Origin of the sequence: Pseudomonas sp. MYb60, from assembly GCF_002979555.1 — a bacterium.
Lineage (GTDB): Bacteria > Pseudomonadota > Gammaproteobacteria > Pseudomonadales > Pseudomonadaceae > Aquipseudomonas.
Genome location: NZ_PCOZ01000011.1, coordinates 45,730 through 68,732, shown reverse-complemented (window position 1 = coordinate 68,732; position 23,003 = coordinate 45,730). Strand labels below are relative to the sequence as shown.

General features: G+C 61.7%; 21 protein-coding genes. 13 read left to right on the top strand and 8 right to left on the bottom strand.

Going from position 1 to position 23,003, the window contains the following annotated elements:
- Window positions 1-26: 26 nt before the first annotated feature.
- The 7 genes from CQ041_RS18700 to CQ041_RS18665 all read right to left on the bottom strand — a co-directional run bounded on the left by CQ041_RS18700 (window position 27) and on the right by CQ041_RS18665 (window position 8,263).
- The gene (locus tag CQ041_RS18700; RefSeq protein ID WP_105523985.1) at window positions 27-1,445 is read right to left on the bottom strand and encodes a type III effector; all 1,419 of its coding nucleotides are present in this window, start codon (window positions 1,443-1,445) and stop codon (window positions 27-29) included.
- 166 nt (window positions 1,446-1,611) lie between these two features.
- Window positions 1,612-3,033, bottom strand: coding sequence for an amino acid permease (locus CQ041_RS18695; protein ID WP_105523986.1), 1,422 nt, complete (start codon window positions 3,031-3,033; stop codon window positions 1,612-1,614).
- 527 nt (window positions 3,034-3,560) lie between these two features.
- Window positions 3,561-4,772 (bottom strand): 23S rRNA pseudouridine(2605) synthase RluB, encoded by a 1,212-nt coding sequence (rluB, locus tag CQ041_RS18685; RefSeq protein ID WP_105523988.1) that lies wholly within the window; start codon window positions 4,770-4,772, stop codon window positions 3,561-3,563.
- Between the two features lie 242 nt (window positions 4,773-5,014).
- Window positions 5,015-5,926: an SMC-Scp complex subunit ScpB gene (scpB, locus tag CQ041_RS18680; protein WP_105523989.1), complete on the bottom strand. Its 912-nt coding sequence runs from the start codon at window positions 5,924-5,926 to the stop codon at window positions 5,015-5,017.
- An 11-nt stretch (window positions 5,927-5,937) separates the two neighbouring features.
- Window positions 5,938-6,696: a ScpA family protein gene (locus CQ041_RS18675; RefSeq protein ID WP_177429403.1), complete on the bottom strand. Its 759-nt coding sequence runs from the start codon at window positions 6,694-6,696 to the stop codon at window positions 5,938-5,940.
- A gap of 60 nt (window positions 6,697-6,756) precedes the next feature.
- Entirely contained in the window at window positions 6,757-7,386 is a 630-nt protein-coding gene (locus CQ041_RS18670; protein WP_017737984.1) for an L-threonylcarbamoyladenylate synthase, read from the bottom strand.
- Between the two features lie 13 nt (window positions 7,387-7,399).
- Complete coding sequence (locus CQ041_RS18665) at window positions 7,400-8,263, bottom strand: PHP domain-containing protein (protein ID WP_105523991.1); 864 nt, start codon at window positions 8,261-8,263, stop codon at window positions 7,400-7,402.
- 87 nt (window positions 8,264-8,350) lie between these two features.
- On the opposite strand from CQ041_RS18665, the gene CQ041_RS18660 reads away from it, so the two are divergent.
- The 7 genes from CQ041_RS18660 to CQ041_RS18630 all read left to right on the top strand — a co-directional run bounded on the left by CQ041_RS18660 (window position 8,351) and on the right by CQ041_RS18630 (window position 13,880).
- Complete coding sequence (locus tag CQ041_RS18660) at window positions 8,351-8,947, top strand: septation protein A (RefSeq protein ID WP_105523992.1); 597 nt, start codon at window positions 8,351-8,353, stop codon at window positions 8,945-8,947.
- A 1-nt stretch (window position 8,948) separates the two neighbouring features.
- Entirely contained in the window at window positions 8,949-9,248 is a 300-nt protein-coding gene (locus CQ041_RS18655; RefSeq protein ID WP_105523993.1) for a YciI family protein, read from the top strand.
- A gap of 107 nt (window positions 9,249-9,355) precedes the next feature.
- Complete coding sequence (locus tag CQ041_RS18650) at window positions 9,356-9,763, top strand: translation initiation factor 2 (RefSeq protein ID WP_105523994.1); 408 nt, start codon at window positions 9,356-9,358, stop codon at window positions 9,761-9,763.
- Between the two features lie 7 nt (window positions 9,764-9,770).
- A complete protein-coding gene (locus CQ041_RS18645; RefSeq protein ID WP_105523995.1) occupies window positions 9,771-10,448 on the top strand; it encodes a response regulator transcription factor in 678 nt (225 codons plus the stop codon).
- 165 nt (window positions 10,449-10,613) lie between these two features.
- On the top strand, window positions 10,614-11,078 hold the full coding sequence (locus tag CQ041_RS18640; RefSeq protein ID WP_105523996.1) for an LTXXQ domain protein: 465 nt from the start codon (window positions 10,614-10,616) through the stop codon (window positions 11,076-11,078).
- 68 nt (window positions 11,079-11,146) lie between these two features.
- Window positions 11,147-12,490 (top strand): HAMP domain-containing sensor histidine kinase, encoded by a 1,344-nt coding sequence (locus CQ041_RS18635; RefSeq protein ID WP_105523997.1) that lies wholly within the window; start codon window positions 11,147-11,149, stop codon window positions 12,488-12,490.
- A 40-nt stretch (window positions 12,491-12,530) separates the two neighbouring features.
- A complete protein-coding gene (locus CQ041_RS18630; RefSeq protein WP_105523998.1) occupies window positions 12,531-13,880 on the top strand; it encodes a CoA transferase in 1,350 nt (449 codons plus the stop codon).
- Between the two features lie 39 nt (window positions 13,881-13,919).
- On the opposite strand, the gene arcD (CQ041_RS18625) is transcribed toward CQ041_RS18630, so the two are convergent.
- Window positions 13,920-15,347 carry an arginine-ornithine antiporter gene (gene arcD, locus CQ041_RS18625; protein ID WP_105649053.1) on the bottom strand — a complete coding sequence of 476 codons (1,428 nt, stop codon included), beginning with the start codon at window positions 15,345-15,347 and terminating at the stop codon, window positions 13,920-13,922.
- 447 nt (window positions 15,348-15,794) lie between these two features.
- On the opposite strand from arcD (CQ041_RS18625), the gene arcD (CQ041_RS18620) reads away from it, so the two are divergent.
- The 6 genes from arcD (CQ041_RS18620) (at window position 15,795) to CQ041_RS18595 (ending at window position 22,727) form a co-directional block, all read left to right on the top strand.
- Window positions 15,795-17,222, top strand: a complete 1,428-nt coding sequence (gene arcD, locus CQ041_RS18620) for an arginine-ornithine antiporter (protein ID WP_105524000.1) — start codon at window positions 15,795-15,797, stop codon at window positions 17,220-17,222.
- 25 nt (window positions 17,223-17,247) lie between these two features.
- A complete protein-coding gene (gene arcA / locus CQ041_RS18615) occupies window positions 17,248-18,504 on the top strand; it encodes an arginine deiminase (protein WP_105524001.1) in 1,257 nt (418 codons plus the stop codon).
- Window positions 18,505-18,573: 69 nt separating this feature from the next.
- Complete coding sequence (locus tag CQ041_RS18610) at window positions 18,574-19,584, top strand: ornithine carbamoyltransferase (protein ID WP_105524002.1); 1,011 nt, start codon at window positions 18,574-18,576, stop codon at window positions 19,582-19,584.
- Window positions 19,585-19,731: 147 nt separating this feature from the next.
- Window positions 19,732-20,661, top strand: a complete 930-nt coding sequence (gene arcC, locus CQ041_RS18605) for a carbamate kinase (RefSeq protein ID WP_105524003.1) — start codon at window positions 19,732-19,734, stop codon at window positions 20,659-20,661.
- An 18-nt stretch (window positions 20,662-20,679) separates the two neighbouring features.
- Window positions 20,680-21,042 carry a DUF5064 family protein gene (locus CQ041_RS18600; protein ID WP_105524004.1) on the top strand — a complete coding sequence of 121 codons (363 nt, stop codon included), beginning with the start codon at window positions 20,680-20,682 and terminating at the stop codon, window positions 21,040-21,042.
- A gap of 176 nt (window positions 21,043-21,218) precedes the next feature.
- Complete coding sequence (locus CQ041_RS18595; protein ID WP_105524005.1) at window positions 21,219-22,727, top strand: sigma-54-dependent transcriptional regulator; 1,509 nt, start codon at window positions 21,219-21,221, stop codon at window positions 22,725-22,727.
- Window positions 22,728-23,003 lie beyond the last annotated feature (276 nt).

Sequence of the window (23,003 nt, the reverse complement as noted above, 5' to 3'; positions counted from 1 at the left end):
GACTATCTACCGCCTGCCCATTGGGCTCAAGCCCCTATGATTCGGCCGTCCGCGGTGACTTTCGCGCGATTTCCACCCTGCAAGTCCTGACGAAACCGTTCATAGCCGGTGTTCACGTGCGGCTGATTTTCCAACCCTCTCATCACCGCCGAATTGGACACCGAAAAGCCGCGGGCCGAAATCGGTGCACTGAACGGCTCGCGGTACAGAGACGGCCCCCACTGTGCCGGCAGGCCGTGGTTGGCCGCCCCCAGATTGACCTCGATCATCGAGTGGTGGTTGTCATCGACCAGATAGCCGGTGGCCATCCAGCGAACCAACTCTTTCATTTCCCGCTGCGCCCGTGTATCGGCCTGCTCACGGGATTCTCCTGCCTTGGGCTGATCGAGCCCGAGCCCACTGACCAGGCCATTGCCCAGTAACCGAGCTGCGGTCATAAAGCGGTCAGTGGTGCCCGAAGGGCCTGCAACCACCGGCTTGTGCTGCAATGCCGCGTCCTTGGCAAAACCGGTGTCTGGCTTGACGTTCCACACGGCAAAACCATTGCCGCGCGGCACCACGGTTTGGCTCAGAGGCAGATTTGCCTGGCCGCGAACCGGGCCTTGGTCACCGAACTGCCCGTGATCCCGATCGAAGCGGTTGCGCGGGTTCAGCCGTGCGAAATCGAGCTCCCGGCGAGTCAGACGATCGTCTGCCTTCAATGCGTCAGCCGACACCCAGACCCTGCTCGCCAGCGGCGCAGCTTCACGAAAATCATTCTGAACCTTGGTCAGGCTGGCGCCGGCCTTGGCGGGATTGGTCTCCACCGCCTGGCCATTGACCATCTTGGTCGATGCATACAGATGAGGATTTTGCGAAGCGTCCTGGGTATTCTCATTGTTGAAGGTGTAGAGCATCAACTGCTCCGGGAGCGGCTTTTCCGGGGTACTGCCACGGGCGGCACCGAACTGCTTGGACTCCAGGTATGGAACATCGACCAGCCCCGCGACACGCTGCTTCAACTCGCTCGAACCGTGGATGCGCTCCAGGGTTTGACGAAAGTACGCCGAATTCGTCAGGTTGAAGAACGCGGTGGCCTTTTCCCGCAGGGTCAACGGTTCCTCTGCTGCGCGGTGCGCTCGCGGGCCGCCCTGTCGGGCTTCGTCGAGGATCCGAGTGAGCCCTCCGGCCCCCAACTGGCCAATCACCCCGAAATTGGGCACCTCTGACGAATAACTGCTGAACATGCTGGCCGTGGCCTTCAACTCATTGCCCTCAACCAGCGTAAACAATCGGGTCAAGCTGGCGAGCAAGGTATCGATTGTCTTGTGGGAGGCCGGGCTTTCACTGGCAACCCGGGCCAGGTTGGCTTCTAACTGACGATTTTGACTGACCGAATTACCCTGTTCGGGACTTGGGGCTGGCAGGTGCGGGGTTAAGGTGGTTGCCCGCGCAATCATGACCATGATGAACTCCTCATTGAAACCGATGAAATCTCAATGCGGAGTAAATGCCACCTGGCCAGCAGCGGCTGTAGTCATTTGCCGAATCTGAAACGCGGCGCCGGCCTGCACTGCCAGCGCCCACAAAAAACCCGGCATAGCGCCGGGTTTAGTGTACTCGCACAGGTGCCTACTTCAGCGCGGCACTCGCAGTCACCTGGGTAGTTTCAGCCTTGCGTTTATTCTTGATGGCGTAACACACCGCCATAAACGCCACCCACACCGGGATCGCGTACACCGACACCTGGATGCCCGGGATCATCAGCATGATCACCAGGATAAACACCACGAACGCCAGGCAGACGTAGTTGCCGTACGGGTACCACAGCGCCTTGAACAGCGGCGCCTGGCCAGTGCGGTTCATGTGCTGGCGGAACTTGAGGTGGGAGAAACTGATCATCGCCCAGTTGATCACCAACGTGGCCACCACCAGGGACATCAGCAATTCCAGTGCGTGTTGCGGGATCAGGTAGTTCATCAGCACCGCCACCAGGGTGATGGCTGCCGACGCAAGGATGGAGCGAACCGGCACGCCGCGCTTGTCGATCTTGGCCAACGCCTTGGGCGCATCGCCCTGCTCGGCCATGCCCAGCAACATGCGGCTGTTGCAGTAGGTGCCGCTGTTGTACACGGACAATGCAGCCGTGAGCACCACGAAGTTAAGGATGTGCGCGGCGGTGTTGCTGCCGAGCATCGAGAACACCTGCACGAACGGGCTGCCGCTGTAGGCATCGCCGGAGGCGTTCAGGGTGGTCAGCAGGCTGTCCCACGGGGTCAGCGACAGCAGCACCACGAGCGCACCGATGTAGAAGATCAGGATGCGGTAGATCACCTGGTTGATCGCCTTCGGGATCACGGTGCGTGGCTGGTCGGCTTCAGCAGCGGTAAAGCCAAGCATTTCCAGGCCGCCGAAGGAGAACATGATGATCGCCATCGCCATCACCAGCCCGCCCACGCCATGGGGGAAGAAGCCGCCGTGGTCCCACAGGTTGCTGACCGAGGCCTGCGGGCCGCCGGTGCCGCTGACCAGCAGGTAGCTGCCCAGTGCGATCATGCCGACAATCGCCACCACCTTGATGATGGCAAACCAGAACTCGGCCTCACCGAACACTTTGACGTTGGCCAGGTTGATCAGATTGATCAGCACGAAGAATGCCGCCGCCGAGACCCAGGTCGGGATCTCCGGCCACCAGTAGTGCACGTATTTGCCGACAGCGGTCAGCTCCGACATGCCCACCAGGATGTACAGGATCCAGCAGTTCCAGCCCGACAGGAAGCCGGCGAAACCGCCCCAGTACTTGTGGGCAAAGTGGCTGAAGGAACCGGCCACCGGCTCTTCGACGATCATTTCGCCAAGCTGGCGCATGATCATGAAAGCGATGAAGCCGCAGATGGCATAACCCAGGATCATCGACGGGCCGGCGGACTTGAGCACCCCGGCCGAGCCGAGGAACAGGCCGGTGCCGATGGCGCCACCGAGGGCAATCAACTGGATATGCCGGTTTTTCAGGCCGCGTTTCAGCTCGCCTGAAGAAGAAGGGGGAACACTCATGAAAAGGCTCTCACGCAAGGTTTGATGATGTTGAATGCAGGTTGCTGCCTTGAATTACCGACTCAAGCAGCGCCGCTCAAACCCCAGCGCAGGCACCAGGAGTACAGCGTCTTTCTAACGGTCATGCGTCACCTGTTTGTTTTTATCTGTGACGAAATCGAACCCGCCAGGCTCGTGGCCAGGCGGAGTGATCAGGGTGGGTACACCCTGGGTCTTGGCCTTTTGCGTGGATACGCAAGGGGGGTCACAGTAAAACGCGGCGGATTGTACACGCAGACAAGCTTGAGGCCGAGCCCTGTCGTCGTCGATCAAAACTGTCAGGTAATCGTTACAGCTTCCCAACACCCAATAAATACGCCACCAAGCCGTAAAGTATTCGTTACAAGACGGCATGCAAACCTTACAAACACTCAACTTCAAGTGTGGGAGAGGGCAAGCCCACACCCACCGGTTTGCTCGCGTCTGCACTTGAGGCCAAAAAAAAACGCCAACCCGAAGGTTGGCGTTTTTAGGCAGCGATCAGCGAATCACTGCGGCTTCTTGCGACCAAAACCAGGACGCTGGCCGGAACCGGCCGGGGCGCCACGGCGCTTGCCCGACGGCTCGTCCGCGACCAGTTTCGGGCCTGGGCGCTTGTTCGCCGCAGGCTTGGCTGGACGCTTGGTGCTGGCGTTGTCAGCCGGGCGATCCGCTTCACCACGGTTGCTGCGACCACCGGCCGGGGCTGGGCGCGGTGCACGAGGGGCACGCTCGCCTTCCTGGCGCGATGGCGCGGTTGGGCGACGCTCGCCTTCGATGTGCGGCTCACGGGAGATACGACCACCGGTAGCCGGCGCATTCAGCGCAGGGCGCAGCGTGCGTGCAACCCGCTCGGTACGCGCCACCGGACGCGACGATTTACGCTGCATACGCTCAAGCTTGTCTTTGCTCTTGGCGTTCATCTGCGGCATGGCGACTGGCGTCAGGCCCACTTCGGCGCTGAGGATGTCGACTTCGTACTGGCTCATTTCGCGCCAGCGGCCCATCGGCAGGTCGGAGTTCAGGAACACCGGGCCGAAACGCACGCGCTTCAGACGGCTGACCACCAGGCCCTGGGATTCCCACAGGCGACGGACTTCACGGTTACGGCCTTCCATCACCACGCAGTGGTACCAGTGGTTGAAACCTTCACCGCCTGGCGCTTGCTTGATGTCGGTGAACTTGGCCGGGCCGTCTTCGAGGACAACACCCGCTTTCAAGCGCTCGATCATCTCGTCATCGACTTCGCCACGGACACGCACGGCGTATTCGCGGTCCATCTCGTAGGACGGGTGCATCAGGCGGTTGGCCAACTCACCGTCGGTGGTGAACATCAGCAAACCGGTGGTGTTGATGTCCAGGCGACCGATGTTGATCCAACGGCCTTCTTTGGGCTTGGGCATCTTGTCGAACACGGTCGGACGGCCTTCCGGGTCGTCACGGGTGCAGATCTCGCCATCGGGCTTGTTGTACATGATCACGCGGCGCACCGATTCGGCGGCCTCTTCACGCTTGATCACCTTGCCATCGATGGTGATTGCATCGTGCAGGTCGACACGCTGGCCGAGGGTGGCCTCGACGCCGTTGACCTTGATGCGCTTCTGGGTGATCCAGGCTTCAACGTCGCGGCGCGAGCCCACGCCGATACGCGCCAGCACCTTTTGCAGTTTTTCACCTGCTGGGCCGATTTCCTGGCTGTCGTTCTGGTCTTTGTCATTCATCTTAAGCACCTCCCGGTGGGTCGATTCAGGCGTGGCCTGAAGAGTGTTGAAAGCGGGGTCTTGGCCGAATAGGTCGGCGAAGGGTCGCGAATCATACGCGTATGGTGGACGTTGCGCATCAGAGACTAGTCGATAAGCGCCAAGTCATTCACTTTTCCGCCGACCGGTGAGCCCACACAGATCAAAATGTGGGAGGGGGCTTGCCCCCTCCCACCTTGAACACCGGTGTTGGGTAGTGCACGTCAGTCTTCGAACTCGCGGCGTTCGGCTTCGATGGCTTCGGCCAGGGCCCGGGCTTCGTCTTCTTCGTCGCTCAGCGGTGGCTGTTCGAGGGCGGCGACGGCGGCCAGGAGTTTTTCGCGGGCCTCGGCCACGCCGAGGATGTCTTCCTCAGGTTCTGGCTCAGGGTTCTCCACGGTGGATTCAGGCTCGAGAGCACCATCACGCAACAAATCATCAAAATCAGTCTTGATGCCCTGCTCCATGTCATCCAATTCCAGCAACAACGTATGAAAACTGGTCTCGTCCTTGGGCTCTTCGGGCTCGGCGCTGGCGTCGGCGAGCTCTTGCAGGCTGGCAGGTACAGGGGCGTCGTCGAAGTCCAGCACCGGGTCTGGCTCCATCTCGCGCAGTTCGGCCAGGGGCGGCAAATCGTCGAGGTTTTTCAGGTTGAAATGGTCGAGGAACACCTTGGTGGTTGCAAACATCGCCGGTTTGCCGGGCACGTCACGGTAGCCGACGATGCGGATCCACTCACGTTCCAGCAAGGTCTTGACGATATGGCTGTTGACCGCCACACCCCGCACATCCTCGATCTCGCCCCGGGTGATGGGCTGGCGATAGGCGATCAGCGCCATGGTTTCCAGCATCGCGCGGGAATAACGCTGCGGGCGCTCCTCCCACAGGCGGCCGACCCACGGGGAAAATTTCTCACGAATCTGCAGGCGATAACCTGAAGCGACTTCCCGCAGTTCAAACGCACGGCCATCGCAGGACTTGCGCAAGATCTCCAGCGCCTTCTTGAACACCGGCGGTTCGGGGCGTTCGGCTTCTTCAAAGAGTTCGAACAGGCGCTCCAGTGATTGCGGTTTACCCGAGGCCAGTAAAAAGGCTTCCAGCAGCGGGGCCAGTTCGCGGGGTTCAGTCAGATTCATCGATTCAGCTCTTATTCGGCTCGCGCCCGCACGTGGATAGCCGCAAAAGGCTCATTCTGGACCAGCTCGACCAAGGACTCCTTGACCAATTCAAGCACCGCCATAAAGGTCACCACCACCCCCAGGCGCCCTTCTTCAGCGGTAAACAGCTCGACGAACGGCACGAACCCTCCGCCCTTGAGGCGCTCCAGCACATCACTCATGCGCTCGCGCGTGGACAGCGCCTCGCGGCTGACCTGGTGGCTTTCAAACATGTCGCCACGGCGCAGCACCTCGGCCATGGACATCAGCAATTCTTCCAGGCTCACGTCCGGCAGCAGCTTGCGCGCGCGGGCCTCCGGGGCATCAAGCTTGGGCACCACCACATCGCGGCCCACACGGCTCAAGCCATCGATGCCCTCGGCGGCGGCCTTGAAGCGTTCGTACTCCTGCAGACGGCGGATCAGTTCGGCGCGGGGGTCGTCCTCTTCGGCTTCCACCGTTTCCGAGCGCGGCAGCAGCATGCGCGACTTGATCTCGGCAAGCATGGCGGCCATCACCAGGTACTCGGCGGCCAGCTCCAGGCGCACCGACTGCATCAACTCCACATAGCCCATGTACTGGCGGGTGATTTCGGCCACGGGAATGTCGAGGATGTTGATGTTCTGCTTGCGGATCAGGTACAGCAGCAAGTCCAGCGGGCCTTCGAAGGCGTCCAGGAACACTTCGAGCGCGTCCGGCGGGATGTACAGGTCCAGCGGCATTTCCAGCACGGCCTGGCCGTAGACCATGGCAAATGGCAGTTCCTGCTGAGCGCCGGCCTGGGGATCAACGGTTTCCACGGCGGACATTCAGGCCTCGACCATGAACGGGGCCGGGTCGCCGCAACCGACGCGGATCACCTCGGGCTCGCCGTCGGCCAGGTTGATCACGGTGGAGGCCTTGTTGCCGCCGAAGCCACCGTCGATGATCAGGTCCACCTGCTTTTCCAGGAGTTGGCGCATTTCGTAGGGGTCTTCCAACGGTTCGCTGTCGCCGGGCATGATCAGCGACACGCTCATCAGCGGCTCACCCAGCTCGGCCAGCAGCGCCAGCGCGATGGGGTGCTCGGGCACGCGCAACCCGATGGTGCGTTTCTTGGGGTGCAGCAACAGGCGCGGGACTTCGCGGGTGGCATTCAGGATAAAGGTGTAGGGGCCTGGCGTGTGGGCCTTGAGCAGGCGGAAAGTGCCGGTATCGACCTTGGCGAACAGCCCGAGTTGGGACAGATCGCTGCAGATCAGCGCAAAGTTGTGCTTGTCGTCCAGTTGGCGCAGGCGCCTTACACGCTCCACTGCGCCCTTGTCGCCGATCTGGCAACCAATGGCGTAGGACGAATCTGTTGGGTAGATCACCACGCCGCCGGCGCGGATGATCTCCACGGCCTGTTTGATCAGGCGCGCCTGGGGGTTTTCCGGATGAATCTGGAAGAATTGACTCACGTGTTCTACCTGTTCAGACGGTGGCAGTAATGGGGTCATGCTTGAATCGCCCCGACAAGAGCGGCAGGTCTTCGGGTACCTGGCGATACTCGCCGATCTCGGACCACCCACCTGGGCCATGAAAGTCACTGCCGGCACTGACCAGCAGACCAAATTCGCGGGCAAGAATTGCCAGGCTCCCCACCTGTTCGGCGGGCTGGTGCCCGTTGACCACCTCGATCGCGTGGCCGCCCGCTCCAATATAGTCGCTGATCAGCTTGCGGCGCTTGCTGCGGGTGAAATCGTAATGCCACGGGTGCGCCAGGCTGACCCAGGCCCCGGAGGCGCGCAGGGTCTCGACGGTGTCTTCCAGGGTCGGCCAGTGCAACTTCACATCGCCCAGTTTGCCGGCGCCCAGCCATTTGCGGAAGGCTTCGGCGCGGTCCTTGACGAACCCTTCACGCACCATCCAGTCGGCAAAGTGCGGCCGCGCCGGGGCGTTGCCGCTGTCGCCCAGTGCCTGCTGGACGGCACGGGCGCCGTCGAGGGCGTTGGGCATGCCTTTGAGGGCAAGTTTGCGGCTGATTTCTTCGGAGCGCAGCCAGCGGCCGTTGTGCAGGTCGGCAATGGCCTGCACCAGCGGCGGGGCATTCTGGTCGAAACCGTAGCCGAGTACATGAATGGTGGCGCCGCCCCAGGTGCAGGACAATTCCACGCCGTTGACCAGATGCATACCCAGCGCATGGGCCGCTTCACGGGCTTCGTCGAGGCCTTCGAGGGTGTCGTGGTCGGTCAACGACAGGACTCGCACGCCTTTTTCAAACGCACGCGCAACCAGTACCGCAGGCGCCAGGGCGCCATCGGAGGCCGTGCTGTGGCAGTGCAAATCAACATTCACGGGAGTGTGTAACCTCAAGTCAGCTGGCGCTTTCGCTACCAAGGATGTTTGTTATTATGCCGCCACATCCGGCTTCTGGCTCTTACTGTGAAACAATTCATCGACTTCATCCCGCTGTTGCTGTTTTTCATCGTTTATAAACTCGACCCCCGGGTCATCGATGTAGCAGGCCATGAGCTGACGTTCGGGGGCATCTACAGCGCCACCGCCGTGCTTATCGTCAGCTCCCTCGTGGTTTACGGTGCCCTCTTCATTTCCCAGCGCAAGCTGGAAAAAAGCCAATGGCTGACCCTGGTCGCGTGCCTGGTCTTCGGCAGCCTGACCCTGGCCTTCCACAGCGAAACCTTCCTCAAATGGAAAGCCCCGGTGGTGAACTGGCTGTTCGCCCTGGCGTTCATCGGCAGCCACTTCATCGGCGACCGCCTGCTGATCAAGCGGATCATGGGCCACGCGCTCACCCTGCCGGACCCGGTCTGGACGCGACTCAACGTGGCCTGGATCGTGTTCTTCATCTTCTGTGGTGCCGCCAACCTGTTCGTGGCGTTCACGTTCCAGGAGTACTGGGTCGACTTCAAGGTGTTCGGCAGCCTGGGCATGACCGTGCTGTTCCTGGTCGCCCAGGGTATCTACCTGTCGCGCCACCTGCATGACACCGACGCTACCACGCCAAAAACCGAGGACTGACATGCTCTACGCCATCATTGCCACCGACGTTGCCAATTCGCTGGAAAAACGCCTGGGCGTGCGCCCGGCCCACGTCGAGCGCCTCAAACAGCTGCAAGCCGAAGGCCGCATCGTACTGGCCGGCCCGCACCCGGCCGTGGACAGCAACGACCCGGGCGATGCCGGTTTCACCGGTAGCCTGATCGTCGCCGAGTTCGCCTCCCTGGCCGACGCCCAGGCCTGGGCCCAGGCGGACCCGTATGTCGCCGCCGGCGTCTATGCCGACGTCGTGATCAAGCCGTTCAAGCAAGTCCTGCCTTGACCTGCGAATGTGCCGAACCTAATACGTTCGGCACACTCCTAATTGCTCATTATTCTCGGTAACCTGCCGACAACAGTCTGAATATTCGTGTGGAATCAGGAGTTCCGATGCGCTTACGTCAGTTGTGTCTGTTGGCAGTGTTATTGATCGGGGCTACGGCCCACGCTGAAGAAACCTCGAACACCGGCAGTTCCACGCCCCTGTCCCTGAGTGCCGGCGCCCAGATCACCGAGTTGCAGCAACGCTTGAAAGAAAGCGAACGGCTGCGTGAAGAACTGGGCAAACAACTGCAAAGCGCGGACGCCAGCCGTGAAAGCGCCCAGCTGAGTCGCCTGCGCCAGGAGAACCAACGCCTGGCCCAGCAACTCAAAGAGGCACAGGGTGGGACCTTGACCCGCTGGCTGACCGAGCAACAGCAATGGTTTGTCACGGGCGCATCCGTCGCACTGATCGCCCTGCTGTGCGGGATCTTCGCCAGCGGGGGGCACCGTCGCCGTCGACAATGGCTAAATTGAGTGAGTCATGAGCGAGCTGTTACTGATAGATGATGACCAGGAGCTCTGTGAGCTGCTGACCAGTTGGTTGAGCCAGGAAGGCTTCCAGGTGCGCGCCTGCCACGACGGCTTGAGCGCGCGCAAAGCCCTGGCCGATAGCGCGCCGGCGGCCGTGGTACTGGATGTCATGCTGCCCGACGGCAGTGGCCTGGAGTTGCTCAAGCAGTTGCGCAACGACCACCCGGACTTGCCGGTGCTGATGCTCTCGGCCCGGGGCGAGCCTTTGGACCGCATCCTCGGCCTGGAGCTGGGCGCCGACGATTACCTGGCCAAGCCCTGCGACCCGCGTGAACTGACCGCCCGCCTGCGCGCCGTGTTGCGCCGCAGCCACCCGGCCGCGGTTTCTACGCAGCTGGAACTGGGAGACCTGTGCTTCAGCCCCCAGCGCGGCGTGGTCAGCATCGACGAACAGGAATTCACCCTCACCGTCTCCGAAAGCCGCCTGCTCGAAGCCCTGCTGCGCCAGCCCGGTGAGCCGCTGGATAAACAGGAACTGGCGCAGATCGCCCTGGGGCGCAAGCTGACCCTTTACGATCGCAGCCTGGACATGCACGTGAGCAACCTGCGCAAGAAGATCGGCCCGCACCCCGACGGCCGGCCGCGCATCGTCGCGCTGCGCAGCCGGGGTTACTACTACACCCCCTGACACGCCAACACTGTTCTTCTGTGGGAGCTGGCTGTCTTGCCGGTTTTGTCAGCTCCCGCCGACCCCCTCTTTACCGAAGCTTTACGCTCCCCTGACTGCCGCTGACCTTCATCTCCGTAATCTACTCACATCCGGACTCACCGGAATAGAGACAGGAGAATCACCATGCGCAAGACCCTAATCGCTTTGATGTTCGCCGCTGCCCTGCCCACCGTTGCCATGGCAGCCATGCCCGACGGCCCAGGCCCGATGGGCGAGCGTTCCGGCCACATGATGGGTGGCCCGGGCCACGGCGGTGAACACGGTCCGCGTGGCAAAGGCGGCCCCTTCAGCGACCTGGACCTGAGCAAGGAACAGCGCCAGCAGATCGGCAAATTGATGGGCGACCAGTTCCACGCTCGCAAAGACCTGACCAAAAAGTACCTGGACAAACTGCCAGCCGCTGACAAAAAGGCCATGCAGGACGAAATCGCCGCCGGCAAGCAGAAAACCCAGGCCGATATTCGTGCAATCCTAAAGCCTGACCAGCAGAAGAAATTCGACGAGGCCGTGAAGAAGCAAGAGCAGCGCCGCGCCGAATGGAAGGAATTCCAGGCCTGGAAAGCGCAACAGCCGCAAAAAGCGCAATAATGCCCAGGCGTTAACGCTTCCAGCCCAGTGGCCACCGCCACTGGGCTTTTCCTGTTTGAGGGTTTCCTGTGCGTTCATTGTTCTGGCGCATCCTGGCCAGTTTCTGGCTGGCCATCGCCTTGGTTGCCGGGTTGTCGATTTTGCTTGGGCACATGCTCAACCAGGATGCCTGGATTCTCAGTCGCCACCCCGGCCTCAATACCCTGGCCGAAGAGTGGACCCAGCGCTACGAAACCCAGGGCGAAGAGGCTGCCCAGGACTTGCTGCAACAGCGCAAGCGCCAGTACCACATCGACGTCCAAGTGCTCAACGAAAGCGGCGAGCCGGTGGTGCGCGGTACCTTCCCGCGCCGCTCCGCCGCCTTTGAAGCCCGGCAGAACGACAACAACGACGGCCACCTGCCCTGGCGCCGCCTGACCGCCGAATACACCAGCGCCAAGACCGGCGACACCTACCTGTTGATCTACCGCATTCCCCACCCTGAACTGGACGCCTGGCACCGCAGCAGCCTGTTGTGGCCGTTGAGCGCGCTGGCGATCGCCCTGGTGGTGCTGACCCTGTTCAGCCTGCTGGTGACGCTGTCCATCACCCGCCCCTTGAGCCGTTTGCGAGGTGCGGTGCATGACCTGGGCCAGACCACTTACCAGCAAAACAGCCTGGCGCGCCTGGCCGACCGGCGCGATGAGTTCGGCGTGCTGGCCACTGACTTCAACCGCATGGGCGCACGCCTGCAAAGCCTGATCGGCAGCCAGCGCCAGTTGCTGCGCGATGTGTCCCACGAACTGCGCTCGCCCCTGGCGCGCCTGCGCATCGCCCTGGCATTGGCCGAACGCGCCAACGCTGAAGAACGGGAAAAACTCTGGCCGCGCCTGACCCGCGAGTGCGATCGCCTGGAAGCGCTGATCAGCGAAATCCTGGTGCTGGCCCGCGTCGATGCCGACAACGCCAGTGCCGAGGACGTCGACCTCAACCTGTTGCTCAAGACCTTGCAAAAGGACGCCCAACTCGGCGCTCCCGACCAAGTGGTGCACCTGCACGCCGACGCCGACCTGCACCTCAAGGGCTGGCCGACCATGATCGAACGCGCCGTGGACAACCTGCTGCGCAATGCCCAGCGCTTCAACCCGCCGGGCCCGGCGATTGAATTGCAGGCCCAGCGCCACGGCGAGCGGATCCTGATCAGCGTGCGCGACCACGGCCCGGGCGTTGACGCCGAACACCTGAGCCAGCTCGGCGAGCCGTTCTTCCGCGCCCCCGGCCAGGCCGCCCAAGGTCACGGCCTGGGCCTGGCAATCGCACGCCGTGCCGCCGAACGCCATGGTGGCAGCCTGATCCTGGCCAATCATCCGGATGGCGGTTTTGTCGCCAGCATCGACCTGCCATTGGAACCCGGGGTTGTCACACCCGCCTGATGATCTTCTATAGTGGCCCTTCTCTTACGGAGGGCCTTTGATGACTGACCTGCTGACATCCATCCAAGCCGCACTCGATCTCCCCCTCACGCCGCCGATCTTCACCGAAGCCGGCGCCCTGCCCTCGACCTTTGCCGTCACCGACCTGGCCAGCGCCAGCATTGGCGCCGCCGGCCAGGCCGTGGCGCAGTTGATCCTGCAACAGACCGGGCGCCTGCCCATGGTCAGTGTGGACCGGCGCCTGGCGTCGTTCTGGTTCTCGTCCTCGATCCGCCCGGTGGGCTGGCAAATGCCGCCGCTGTGGGACCCGGTGGCCGGCGACTACGCCAGCGCCGACGGTTGGATTCGCCTGCACACCAACGCGCCCCATCATCGAGCTGCCGCAGAGCGGGTGCTGGGCAAGGTCGCTGACCGCGCCGAAATGGCGGGCAACGTCGCTGCGTGGCAGGCGGCCGAGCTGGAACAGGCGATTGTCGATGAGGGCGGATGCGCCGCACAGATGCGCACATGGCAGGCCTGGCAAGCCCATCCTCAGGGGCTGGCGGTGAATGCCGAGCCATTGGTGCAGCGCGAAACCCATCGCAACAGCCGCGATAAACCCTGGCTCGGTTCCGTGGCGCGGCCACTGGCAGGGATCAGGGTGCTCGACCTCACCCGCGTGCTGGCCGGTCCCGTGGCCAGTCGGTTTCTCGCCGGGCTGGGCGCCGAGGTGCTGCGCATCGACTCGCCGAACTGGAACGAACCCGGCGTCGTCCCGGAAATGACCCTGGGTAAACGCTGCGCCCGCCTGGACCTGAAGAGCGCCAAAGGCCGGCAGCAATTTGAACGCCTGCTCAAGGACGCCGACATTCTGATCCACGGCTACCGCGCCGATGCCCTTGAGCACCTGGGCTATACGCCGAGCGCGCTGCAAACCCTCGCCCCCGGCCTGATCGACGCGAGCCTCAACGCCTACGGCTGGAGCGGCCCGTGGCGCAATCGCCGGGGGTTCGACAGCCTGGTGCAGATGAGCTGCGGCATCGCCGACGCGGGCATGGCCTGGAAACAGGCGGACAAACCCGTGCCACTGCCATTGCAGGCGCTGGATCACGCCACGGGGTATCTGGTGGCGGCCAGTGCGCTTCGGGCCTTGAGCGAGCGGCTGAAATCCGGGCGGGGTGGGTCGGCGCGGTTGTCGTTGGCGCGTACGGCCGCCTTGCTGATGGCGGCCGGGCAGGTGCCGGAGCAGGCGGCGTTGCGCCCGGAGGAAACGAACGATCAAGGGTTGTTGGTGGAGCAAACGGCCTGGGGGCCGGCCCACCGGTTGCTGACACCGGTGAGTATCAGCGGCACGCCGCTGCAGTGGGATTTACCGGCGGGAGAATTGGGAGCACATCGGGCTCAGTGGTGACCTTCAGGCCGCTATCGGGGGCAAGTGGATACACCGCCATCACAACGACAACACCCCACTGTACAACCCGTATGCCGCCAACCCCGCTCCCGCGATCACGCAGCTGAAAATGCCCTTCTCCACCGCGGTGAACAACGGCTGGCCCTGCTCACGCTTGGCCAGCGCAAACAAAATCACCCCCGGCGCATACAACAACGCCGACAACAGCAGGTATTTCAAGCCGCCGGCGTACAACAACCACACGGCATAGCCCAGGGCAATCAGCCCGACCAGCAAATCCTTGGAGCGCCGCCCCGGTGCGGTTTCGTAGGTTTCGCCACGGGCACACAACAGCACTGCATAGGCCGCCGACCACAGGTAAGGCACCAGGATCATCGACGATGCCAGGTAAATCAGCGTGGTGTACGTGCTGTGGGAAAACAGCGTGATCACCAGGAAGAACTGGATCATCACGTTGGTCAGCCACAACGCATTGACCGGTACCTGGTTGGCATTTTCCTTCGTCAGGAAAGCCGGCATGGTCTTGTCCCGAGCAGTGGCGTAGAGGATTTCAGCACAGAGCAGCGCCCAGGACAGCAAGGCGCCGAGCAGCGACACTGCCAGCCCGATGCTGATCGCGATCGCTCCCCAGGGCCCGACGATGTGTTCCAGCACCCCCGCCAAGGACGGGTTTTGCAAACCCGCCAATGCCGGCTGGCTCATGATCCCCAGGGACAGCACGTTCACCAGCACCAACAGTGCCAGCACCCCCAGAAACCCAATCACCGTCGCCCGCCCCACGTCCGAACGTTTTTCGGCCCGCGCCGAGTACACGCTCGCGCCTTCGATGCCGATGAACACAAACACGGTGACCAGCATCATGTTGCGCACCTGGTCCACCACGCTGCCGATCTGCGGGTTGCCCAGGCCCCAGATGTCGCGGGTGAAAATATCCGCCTTGAACGCCACCGCGGCGATCACGATGAACATCAGCAACGGCACGATCTTCGCCACGGTGGTGATCTGGTTGATGAACGCCGCTTCCTTGATCCCGCGCATCACCAGAAAATGCACAGCCCACAACAGCAGCGACGCACAGCCAATGGCCACCGGCGTATTGCCCTGACCGAACACCGGGAAAAAGTAACCGAGGGTGCTGAACAGCAGCACGAAGTAGCCCACGTTGCCCATCCACGCGCTGATCCAGTAACCCCACGCCGATGAGAACCCCATGTAATCGCCAAACCCCGCCTTGGCGTAGGCGTACACGCCGGAATCCAATTCAGGCTTGCGATTGGCCAGGGTCTGGAACACGAACGCCAGCGTCAGCATGCCGATGGCAGTGATGAACCAGCCAATCAACACCGCGCCCACTTCGGCACGGGCCGCCATATTTTGCGGCAGGGAAAAAATCCCGCCGCCGATCATCGAACCCACCACCAGGGCGATCAAGGCGCTGAGACGAAGTTTCTGAGCCGGCTGGGTCATGGGCACTCCTGAACAATAAGCGATTGAGCCAACAATCGTGCACTCAACTCATTAACTCAGCGAGTGTAGCGTTTATTAGCGATTGCGATAAAACCTGGACACTCATAACCGAATGGCATGTCAATTTATTCATGTTCTGGCTTATTTGTTTTTTAAATACTTCTGCTTGCCAAGGGGTTATAGACGTTCGGTGAAACTTCGCTCAAAAAAGTTGCACATCTGTAAAAAAGGGCTAGCTTCAACCCTCCATAGACCTGACTAAATGATTAACCACAAATGGAGAAACGCGTCTGCGACGCGCATTTCCGAGGACTTTATCGCCCGCGATTTTCCACGCCAAGTCATTAATTCACAATGGAATGTGCCAATGAAGTGATCTGAGTCAGCTGTTTGTTTGGCGCACAGAATTATTCTGTGGTCTCTCTTCTCCTGCATTGGAGTCATGCAATGTCTGAAACTCCCGGAAAACTTCGGCTGGGCGCGTTGGTTGCACTTGTCGTGGGTTCGATGATTGGTGGCGGGATCTTTTCACTGCCGCAAAACATGGCCGCCAGTGCCGATGTCGGCGCGGTGTTGATTGGCTGGTTCATCACTGCCATCGGCATGTTGACCCTCGCTTTCGTCTTCCAAACCCTGGCCAACCGCAAGCCCGACCTCGATGGCGGCGTGTACGCCTACGCCAAGGCCGGCTTCGGCGATTACATGGGCTTCTCATCGGCCTGGGGCTACTGGATCAGCGCCTGGCTGGGCAACGTCGGCTATTTCGTGTTGCTGTTCAGCACCCTGGGTTATTTCTTCCCGATTTTCGGCGAAGGCAACACACCGGCCGCCGTGATCGGCGCATCGGTGCTGCTGTGGGCCGTGCACTTTCTGGTACTGCGCGGGATCAAGGAAGCGGCGTTCATCAACCTGGTGACCACCGTCGCCAAGGTCGTGCCACTGGTGCTGTTCGTGTTGATCGCGCTGTTCGCGTTCAAGCTGGAGATCTTCACCGCCGACATCTGGGGCGTCAAAAACCCGGACCTGGGCAGTGTGATGAACCAGGTACGCAACATGATGCTGGTCACCGTGTGGGTGTTCATCGGCATCGAGGGCGCGAGCATCTTCTCGTCCCGCGCCGAAAAACGTTCCGACGTGGGCAAGGCCACCGTGATCGGCTTTATCACCGTGCTGCTGTTCCTGATGCTGGTGAACGTGCTGTCCCTGGGGATCATGACCCAACCGGAGCTGGCCAAGTTGCAGAACCCGTCGATGGCCGCCGTGCTGGAGCATGTGGTGGGCCACTGGGGCGCGGTGCTGATCAGCGTCGGCCTGATCATCTCGTTGCTGGGGGCATTGCTGTCCTGGGTGCTGCTGTGTGCGGAGATCATGTTCGCCGCCGCCAAGGACCACACTATGCCGGCGTTCCTGCGCAAGGAAAACGCCAACCACGTGCCGGTCAACGCGCTGTGGCTGACCAATGCGATGGTGCAGCTGTTCCTGATCATCACGCTGTTTTCCGCCAGTACCTACCTGTCGCTGATCTACCTCGCCACCTCGATGATCCTGGTGCCTTACCTGTGGTCGGCGGCCTACGCCCTGTTGCTGGCAGTACGCGGCGAAACCTACGAAAACGCCCTGCGCGAACGCAAGAAAGACCTGTTCATCGGCGCCATCGCCCTGATCTACGCGATCTGGCTGCTCTACGCCGGTGGCACCAAATACCTGCTGCTCTCCGCCCTGCTCTACGCCCCCGGCGCGATCCTGTTCGCCAAGGCCAAGCGTGAACTGGGCAAACCGATTTTCACCCACGTCGAGAAGCTGATTTTCGCCGCAGTGGTCATTGGCGCCCTCGTGGCGGCCTATGGGCTCTACGACGGCTTCCTGACCTTGTAATTCGTTGTTCACTGGAGGATCTGTAATGACCACGGAAAAAGTGAAGTACGGCGTCCACTCCGAAGCCGGCAAACTGCGCAAAGTCATGGTGTGTTCCCCTGGCCTGGCCCATCAGCGGCTGACCCCCAACAACTGCGATGAACTGCTGTTCGATGACGTGCTGTGGGTGGCCCAGGCCAAGCGCGACCATTTCGACTTCGTGACCAAGATGCGCGAGCGGGACATTGATGTGCTGGAAATGCACAACCTGCTCACCGACATCGTCGCCCTACCCGACGCGCTGGACTGGATTCTGCAACGCAAGATCACCGCCAACCAGGTCGGCCTCGGCCTGGTCAACGAAGTGGGTTCGTGGCTGCGCAGCCTGGAGCCGCGCAAAGTCGCCGAGTACCTGATCGGCGGCGTGTCGGCCGATGACCTGCCCACCAGCTTCGGCGGTAAGACCATCGAGATGTTTCGCGACTTCCTCGGGCATTCGAGCTTTATCCTGCCGCCGCTGCCCAACACCCAGTTCACCCGCGATACCACCTGCTGGATCTACGGCGGCGTCACGCTCAACCCGATGTACTGGCCGGCGCGACGTCAGGAAACCCTGCTGACCACCGCCATCTATAAATTCCATCCTGAGTTCACCCAAGCCGACTTCCAGGTCTGGTACGGCGACCCCGACCAGGAGCACGGCAACGCCACGCTGGAAGGCGGCGACGTGATGCCCATCGGTAACGGCGTGGTATTGATCGGCATGGGCGAACGCTCTTCGCGCCAAGCCATCGGCCAACTGGCGCTGAACCTGTTCAAACACAAGGCGGTGGAACGCGTAATCGTTGCCGGCCTGCCGAAATCCCGTGCAGCGATGCACCTGGACACCGTGTTCAGCTTCTGCGACCGCGACCTCGTCACGATCTTCCCGGAAGTGGTCAAGCAGATCGTCGCCTTCAGCCTGCGCCCTGACGAGAGCAAGCCAGGCGGCATCGATGTACGCCGTGAAGACGCCAGCTTCCTCGACGTGGTCGCCACCGCCCTCAACCTCAAGGCCCTGCGCGTGGTGGAAACCGGCGGCAACGCCTTCGCCGCCGAACGCGAGCAGTGGGACGACGGCAACAACGTGGTGGCCGTCGAGCCTGGCGTGGTGATCGGCTACGACCGCAATACCTACACCAACACCCTGCTGCGCAAGGCCGGCGTGGAAGTCATCACCATCAGCGCCGGTGAACTCGGCCGGGGCCGCGGCGGCGGCCACTGCATGACCTGCCCGATCATCCGCGACCCTATCGACTACTAAGTGACCCACCCCCCGGCGGCACTCATGAGGTGCCGACTGGGCCGATGACCGAATCCAAGGAGAATCATCATGGCGTTCAACATTCACAACCGCAGCCTGCTCAGCCTGGAACACCACACCCCGCGCGAGCTGCGCTACCTGCTGGACCTGTCCCGCGACCTCAAGCGCGCCAAGTACACCGGCACCGAACAGCAACACCTCAAAGGCAACAACATCGCGCTGATCTTCGAAAAAACCTCGACACGCACCCGCTGTGCCTTCGAAGTGGCGGCCTATGACCAGGGCGCCAACGTCACTTACATCGACCCTGGCTCCTCGCAGATCGGTCACAAGGAAAGCATGAAGGACACTGCCCGCGTGCTCGGGCGCATGTATGACGCCATCGAATACCGGGGCTTCAAGCAGGAGATCGTCGAGGAACTCGCCAAGTTCGCCGGTGTGCCGGTGTTCAACGGCCTGACCGATGAATACCACCCCACCCAGATGATCGCCGACGTGCTGACCATGCGCGAACATGCCGACAAGCCGATCCATGAGATCAGCTACGCGTACCTGGGTGACGCCCGCAACAACATGGGCAACTCGCTGCTGCTGGTCGGCTCCAAGCTCGGCATGGACGTGCGCATCTGCGCGCCAAAGGCCCTGTGGCCCCATGACGATCTGGTCGGTCGCTGCAAGAAATACGCGGAAGAAAGCGGCGCACGCATCACCCTCACCGAAGACCCGAAAGCGGCGGTCAAGGGCGTGGACTTCATCCACACCGATGTGTGGGTATCCATGGGTGAACCGGTTGAAGCCTGGGCCGAGCGTATCGAGCAGTTGCTGCCCTACCAGGTGAACGCCGAGCTGATGAAGGCCACCGGCAACCCACGCACCAAGTTCATGCACTGCCTGCCGGCCTTCCACAACAGCGACACCAAGGTGGGCAAGCAGATTGCCGAGCAGTATCCGCACCTCGCCAATGGCATTGAAGTGACCGACGACGTGTTCGAGTCGCCGGCCTGCATCGCCTTCGAGCAGGCGGAGAACCGCATGCACACCATCAAGGCGATTTTGGTTTCGACCCTGGCTGACCTCTAAGGCACGACACCGTCAATGTGGGAGCTGGCTTGCCTGCGATGCAGGCAACTCGGTCGTTCAGGTAGACCGAGGTGATGCCATCGCGGGCAAGCCCGGCTCCCACATTGACCGCGTTCCTGCATCAGAATTTATGGAAGGACAATCTATATGCGCATCGTCGTTGCACTGGGCGGTAACGCCCTGCTCCGCCGTGGTGAACCCATGACAGCGGACAACCAACGCGCCAATATCCGGATCGCCACCGAACAGATTGCCAAGGTCCACCCCGGCAACGAGCTGGTGATCGCCCACGGCAATGGCCCGCAGGTCGGGCTGCTTTCGTTGCAGGCCGCGGCCTACACCCAGGTGTTGCCATACCCGCTGGACGTGCTCGGCGCCGAGACCGAAGGCATGATCGGTTACATCATCGAACAGGAACTGGGTAACCTGCTGGACTTCGAGGTGCCCTTCGCCACTCTGCTCACCCAGGTGGAAGTGGACGCCAAGGACCCCGCTTTCCAGAACCCCACCAAACCCATCGGTCCCGTGTATTCCAAGGCCGAGGCGGAGAAACTCGCGGCCGAAAAAGGCTGGGCGATTGCGCCGGACGGCGACAAATACCGCCGTGTGGTCGCCAGCCCCCGGCCTAAACGCATCTTTGAAATCCGCCCGATCAAGTGGTTGCTGGAAAAAAGCAGCATCGTGATCTGCGCCGGCGGCGGCGGCATTCCGACGATGTATGGCGAGGATGGCAAGCTGCGTGGCATCGAAGCCGTTATCGACAAGGACCTGTGCTCGTCGCTGCTGGCTTCGCAACTGGACGCCGACTTGCTGGTGATCGCCACCGACGTCAACGCGGCCTTCATCGACTTTGGCAAGCCTACCCAGAAAGCCATCGGCCAGGCGCACCCGGATGAAATCGAAAAACTCGGCTTCGCCGCCGGCTCCATGGGCCCCAAAGTGCAGGCCGCCTGCGAGTTTGCCCGCCAGACTGGCAAAACCGCAGTCATCGGTTCACTCTCGGACATCGAAGCCATCGTCCAGGGCAGCGCCGGAACACGCATCAGCACGGCAACCCCTGGCATCACCTATCTGTGAAGTAGAGGAGAGACGCCTATGGCAACCTTTGAACCGGGACACTTGCACGTCGAACGTCATGCGCTCAATGCCCAGGATTACAGCTACAACCTGTGCATCGACTATGAAGTCAGCCAGGACCCCAAGGAAGGCAAGGGGATGCTGTTCAAGCTGCATGGCTCGGTGCAGGGCAAGGACCTCAAGGAAGAGTTCTTCTTGCCCAAGGACCAGGCGTTCGACTTTGCCCGGCATGCGATGAAGATCGCGCAAAAGTACGGGATGCCGAAGATCGCCGTGTTGAATGGCTCGATGCACAAACAGTACGACCTGATGTTCGAGGATGTGCGGCATCAACTGGATGTCAAGTCTGGGGATCCGGTCAAGCCTGAACACCTGGAATAAAGGTCACAACTCAGCTTCAACAGTGGGAGGGGGCTTGCCCCCGATAGCCGTGCATCAGTTAAAAATTGGCTGACTGACACACCGCCATCGGGGGCAAGCCCCCTCCCACATTTTGATCTCCAACATCTGCAAGGCATACTTGCCGCCTCCAGCTCCCCAGAATTGTCAGCAGCCCCATGCGTATCCACGTCAGCTTCATCGACCGCGTCGGCATCACCCAGGAAGTCCTGGCCCTGCTCGGTGGGCGCAATCTCAATCTGGATGCCGTGGAGATGGTGCCGCCCAACGTCTATATCGACGCGCCGACCCTGAGCGCGGACGTGCTCGAGGAACTGCGCGACGCCCTGTTCAGCGTGCACGGTGTGCAAGCCGTCACCGTGGTGGACATACTCCCCGGCCAACGCCGCCACCTGCAACTCGACGCCCTGCTCGCCGCCATGACCGACCCGGTGCTGGCCCTGGACAGCGCGGGCAAGATCCTGCTGGCCAACCCGGCGCTGATCGCCCTTTACGGTCGTGAACCTGCCGGGGAAAGCATCAGCGAATTGTTCAACGACCCGCCGCTGCTGGAGACCTTGCTGGAGCACGGTTTTCGCCTGCCGCTGCGCGAGATCAGCGTCAACGGCCAGACCCTATTGCTGGACGCCACCCCCATCACCGATGCCGGCGCCTTGCTCACCCTCTACCCGCCCAACCGAATCGGCGAGCAACTGTCGGCACTGCACCATGACCACGCCGAAGGCTTCGATGCGCTGCTCGGCGAGTCGCCGGTGATCCGCACCCTCAAGGCGCGCGCGCAGCGGGTGGCGGCGCTGGACGCGCCGTTGCTGATCCAGGGCGAAACCGGCACCGGCAAGGAATTGGTGGCCCGTGCCTGCCATGCCACCAGTGCGCGCCACAGTGCGCCGTTCCTGGCGTTGAACTGCGCGGCATTGCCGGAAAACCTCGCCGAAAGCGAGTTGTTCGGCTATGCGCCGGGCGCGTTTACCGGTGCGCAACGGGGTGGCAAGCCGGGGCTGATGGAGTTGGCCAACCAAGGCACGGTGTTCCTGGATGAGATCGGCGAGATGTCGCCGTACCTGCAGGCCAAATTGCTGCGTTTTCTCAACGATGGCAGCTTCCGTCGCGTCGGTGGCGACCGTGAAGTGAAGGTCAACGTGCGCATCCTCAGCGCCACCCACCGCGACCTGGAAAAAATGGTCAGTGAAGGCACCTTCCGCGAAGACCTGTTCTACCGCCTCAACGTGCTCAACGTCGAAGTGCCGCCGCTGCGCCAGCGTGGCCAGGACATCCTGTTGCTGGCCCGCTACTTCATGCAGCAGGCCTGCGCGCAGATCCAGCGCCCGGTCTGCCGCCTGGCGCCCGGCACTTACCCGGCGCTGCTGGGCAACCCCTGGCCCGGCAACGTGCGGCAACTGCAAAACGTGATCTTCCGCGCGGCCGCCATTTGTGAAAGCAACCTGGTGGACATCGGCGACCTGGACATCGCCGGCACCTCGGTGGCGCGCCAAAGCGACAACGAAGTCGACAGCCTGGAACAGGCCGTGGAGGACTTCGAACGCAGCCTGCTGGAAAAACTCTACGCCAACTATCCCTCCACCCGCCAACTGGCCAGCCGGTTGCAGACCTCACACACAGCGATTGCCCATCGCCTGCGTAAATACGGCATCCCCAACAAACCCTGACTCACTGTGGAATGCAATCAAATGACTGGATGCATTCCAAGTATTTGGTCCAGGAACGACATTGGCTGTACCGATAGCGCTACAGCGTAACGATATCGCTACAGTCCTGTTTTTTGCGTGCCATGCAAGGCGTTGATCCACATAGGCTTTTTTTCTCGGCTCTGACTGTAGCGAAATCGCTACAGTCAAGGCGCATAACGCTATAACCGTTTCTTATAAGTCCTTGATTTACAACGGCTTATAAACATTGGCCGCAATCTTGCTAATCAATTCCTC

Coding starts and splice junctions, on each gene's coding strand:
- CQ041_RS18700 (WP_105523985.1), bottom strand. CDS start 1,445: ATGGTCATGATTGCGCGGGCAACCACCTTAACCCCGCACCTGCCAGCC.
- CQ041_RS18695 (WP_105523986.1), bottom strand. CDS start 3,033: ATGAGTGTTCCCCCTTCTTCTTCAGGCGAGCTGAAACGCGGCCTGAAA.
- rluB (WP_105523988.1), bottom strand. CDS start 4,772: ATGAATGACAAAGACCAGAACGACAGCCAGGAAATCGGCCCAGCAGGT.
- scpB (WP_105523989.1), bottom strand. CDS start 5,926: ATGAATCTGACTGAACCCCGCGAACTGGCCCCGCTGCTGGAAGCCTTT.
- CQ041_RS18675 (WP_177429403.1), bottom strand. CDS start 6,696: ATGGTCTACGGCCAGGCCGTGCTGGAAATGCCGCTGGACCTGTACATC.
- CQ041_RS18655 (WP_105523993.1), top strand. CDS start 8,949: ATGCTCTACGCCATCATTGCCACCGACGTTGCCAATTCGCTGGAAAAA.
- CQ041_RS18650 (WP_105523994.1), top strand. CDS start 9,356: ATGCGCTTACGTCAGTTGTGTCTGTTGGCAGTGTTATTGATCGGGGCT.
- CQ041_RS18645 (WP_105523995.1), top strand. CDS start 9,771: ATGAGCGAGCTGTTACTGATAGATGATGACCAGGAGCTCTGTGAGCTG.
- CQ041_RS18640 (WP_105523996.1), top strand. CDS start 10,614: ATGCGCAAGACCCTAATCGCTTTGATGTTCGCCGCTGCCCTGCCCACC.
- CQ041_RS18630 (WP_105523998.1), top strand. CDS start 12,531: ATGACTGACCTGCTGACATCCATCCAAGCCGCACTCGATCTCCCCCTC.
- arcD (WP_105649053.1), bottom strand. CDS start 15,347: ATGACCCAGCCGGCTCAGAAACTTCGTCTCAGCGCCTTGATCGCCCTG.
- arcD (WP_105524000.1), top strand. CDS start 15,795: ATGTCTGAAACTCCCGGAAAACTTCGGCTGGGCGCGTTGGTTGCACTT.
- arcA (WP_105524001.1), top strand. CDS start 17,248: ATGACCACGGAAAAAGTGAAGTACGGCGTCCACTCCGAAGCCGGCAAA.
- CQ041_RS18610 (WP_105524002.1), top strand. CDS start 18,574: ATGGCGTTCAACATTCACAACCGCAGCCTGCTCAGCCTGGAACACCAC.
- arcC (WP_105524003.1), top strand. CDS start 19,732: ATGCGCATCGTCGTTGCACTGGGCGGTAACGCCCTGCTCCGCCGTGGT.
- CQ041_RS18600 (WP_105524004.1), top strand. CDS start 20,680: ATGGCAACCTTTGAACCGGGACACTTGCACGTCGAACGTCATGCGCTC.
- CQ041_RS18595 (WP_105524005.1), top strand. CDS start 21,219: ATGCGTATCCACGTCAGCTTCATCGACCGCGTCGGCATCACCCAGGAA.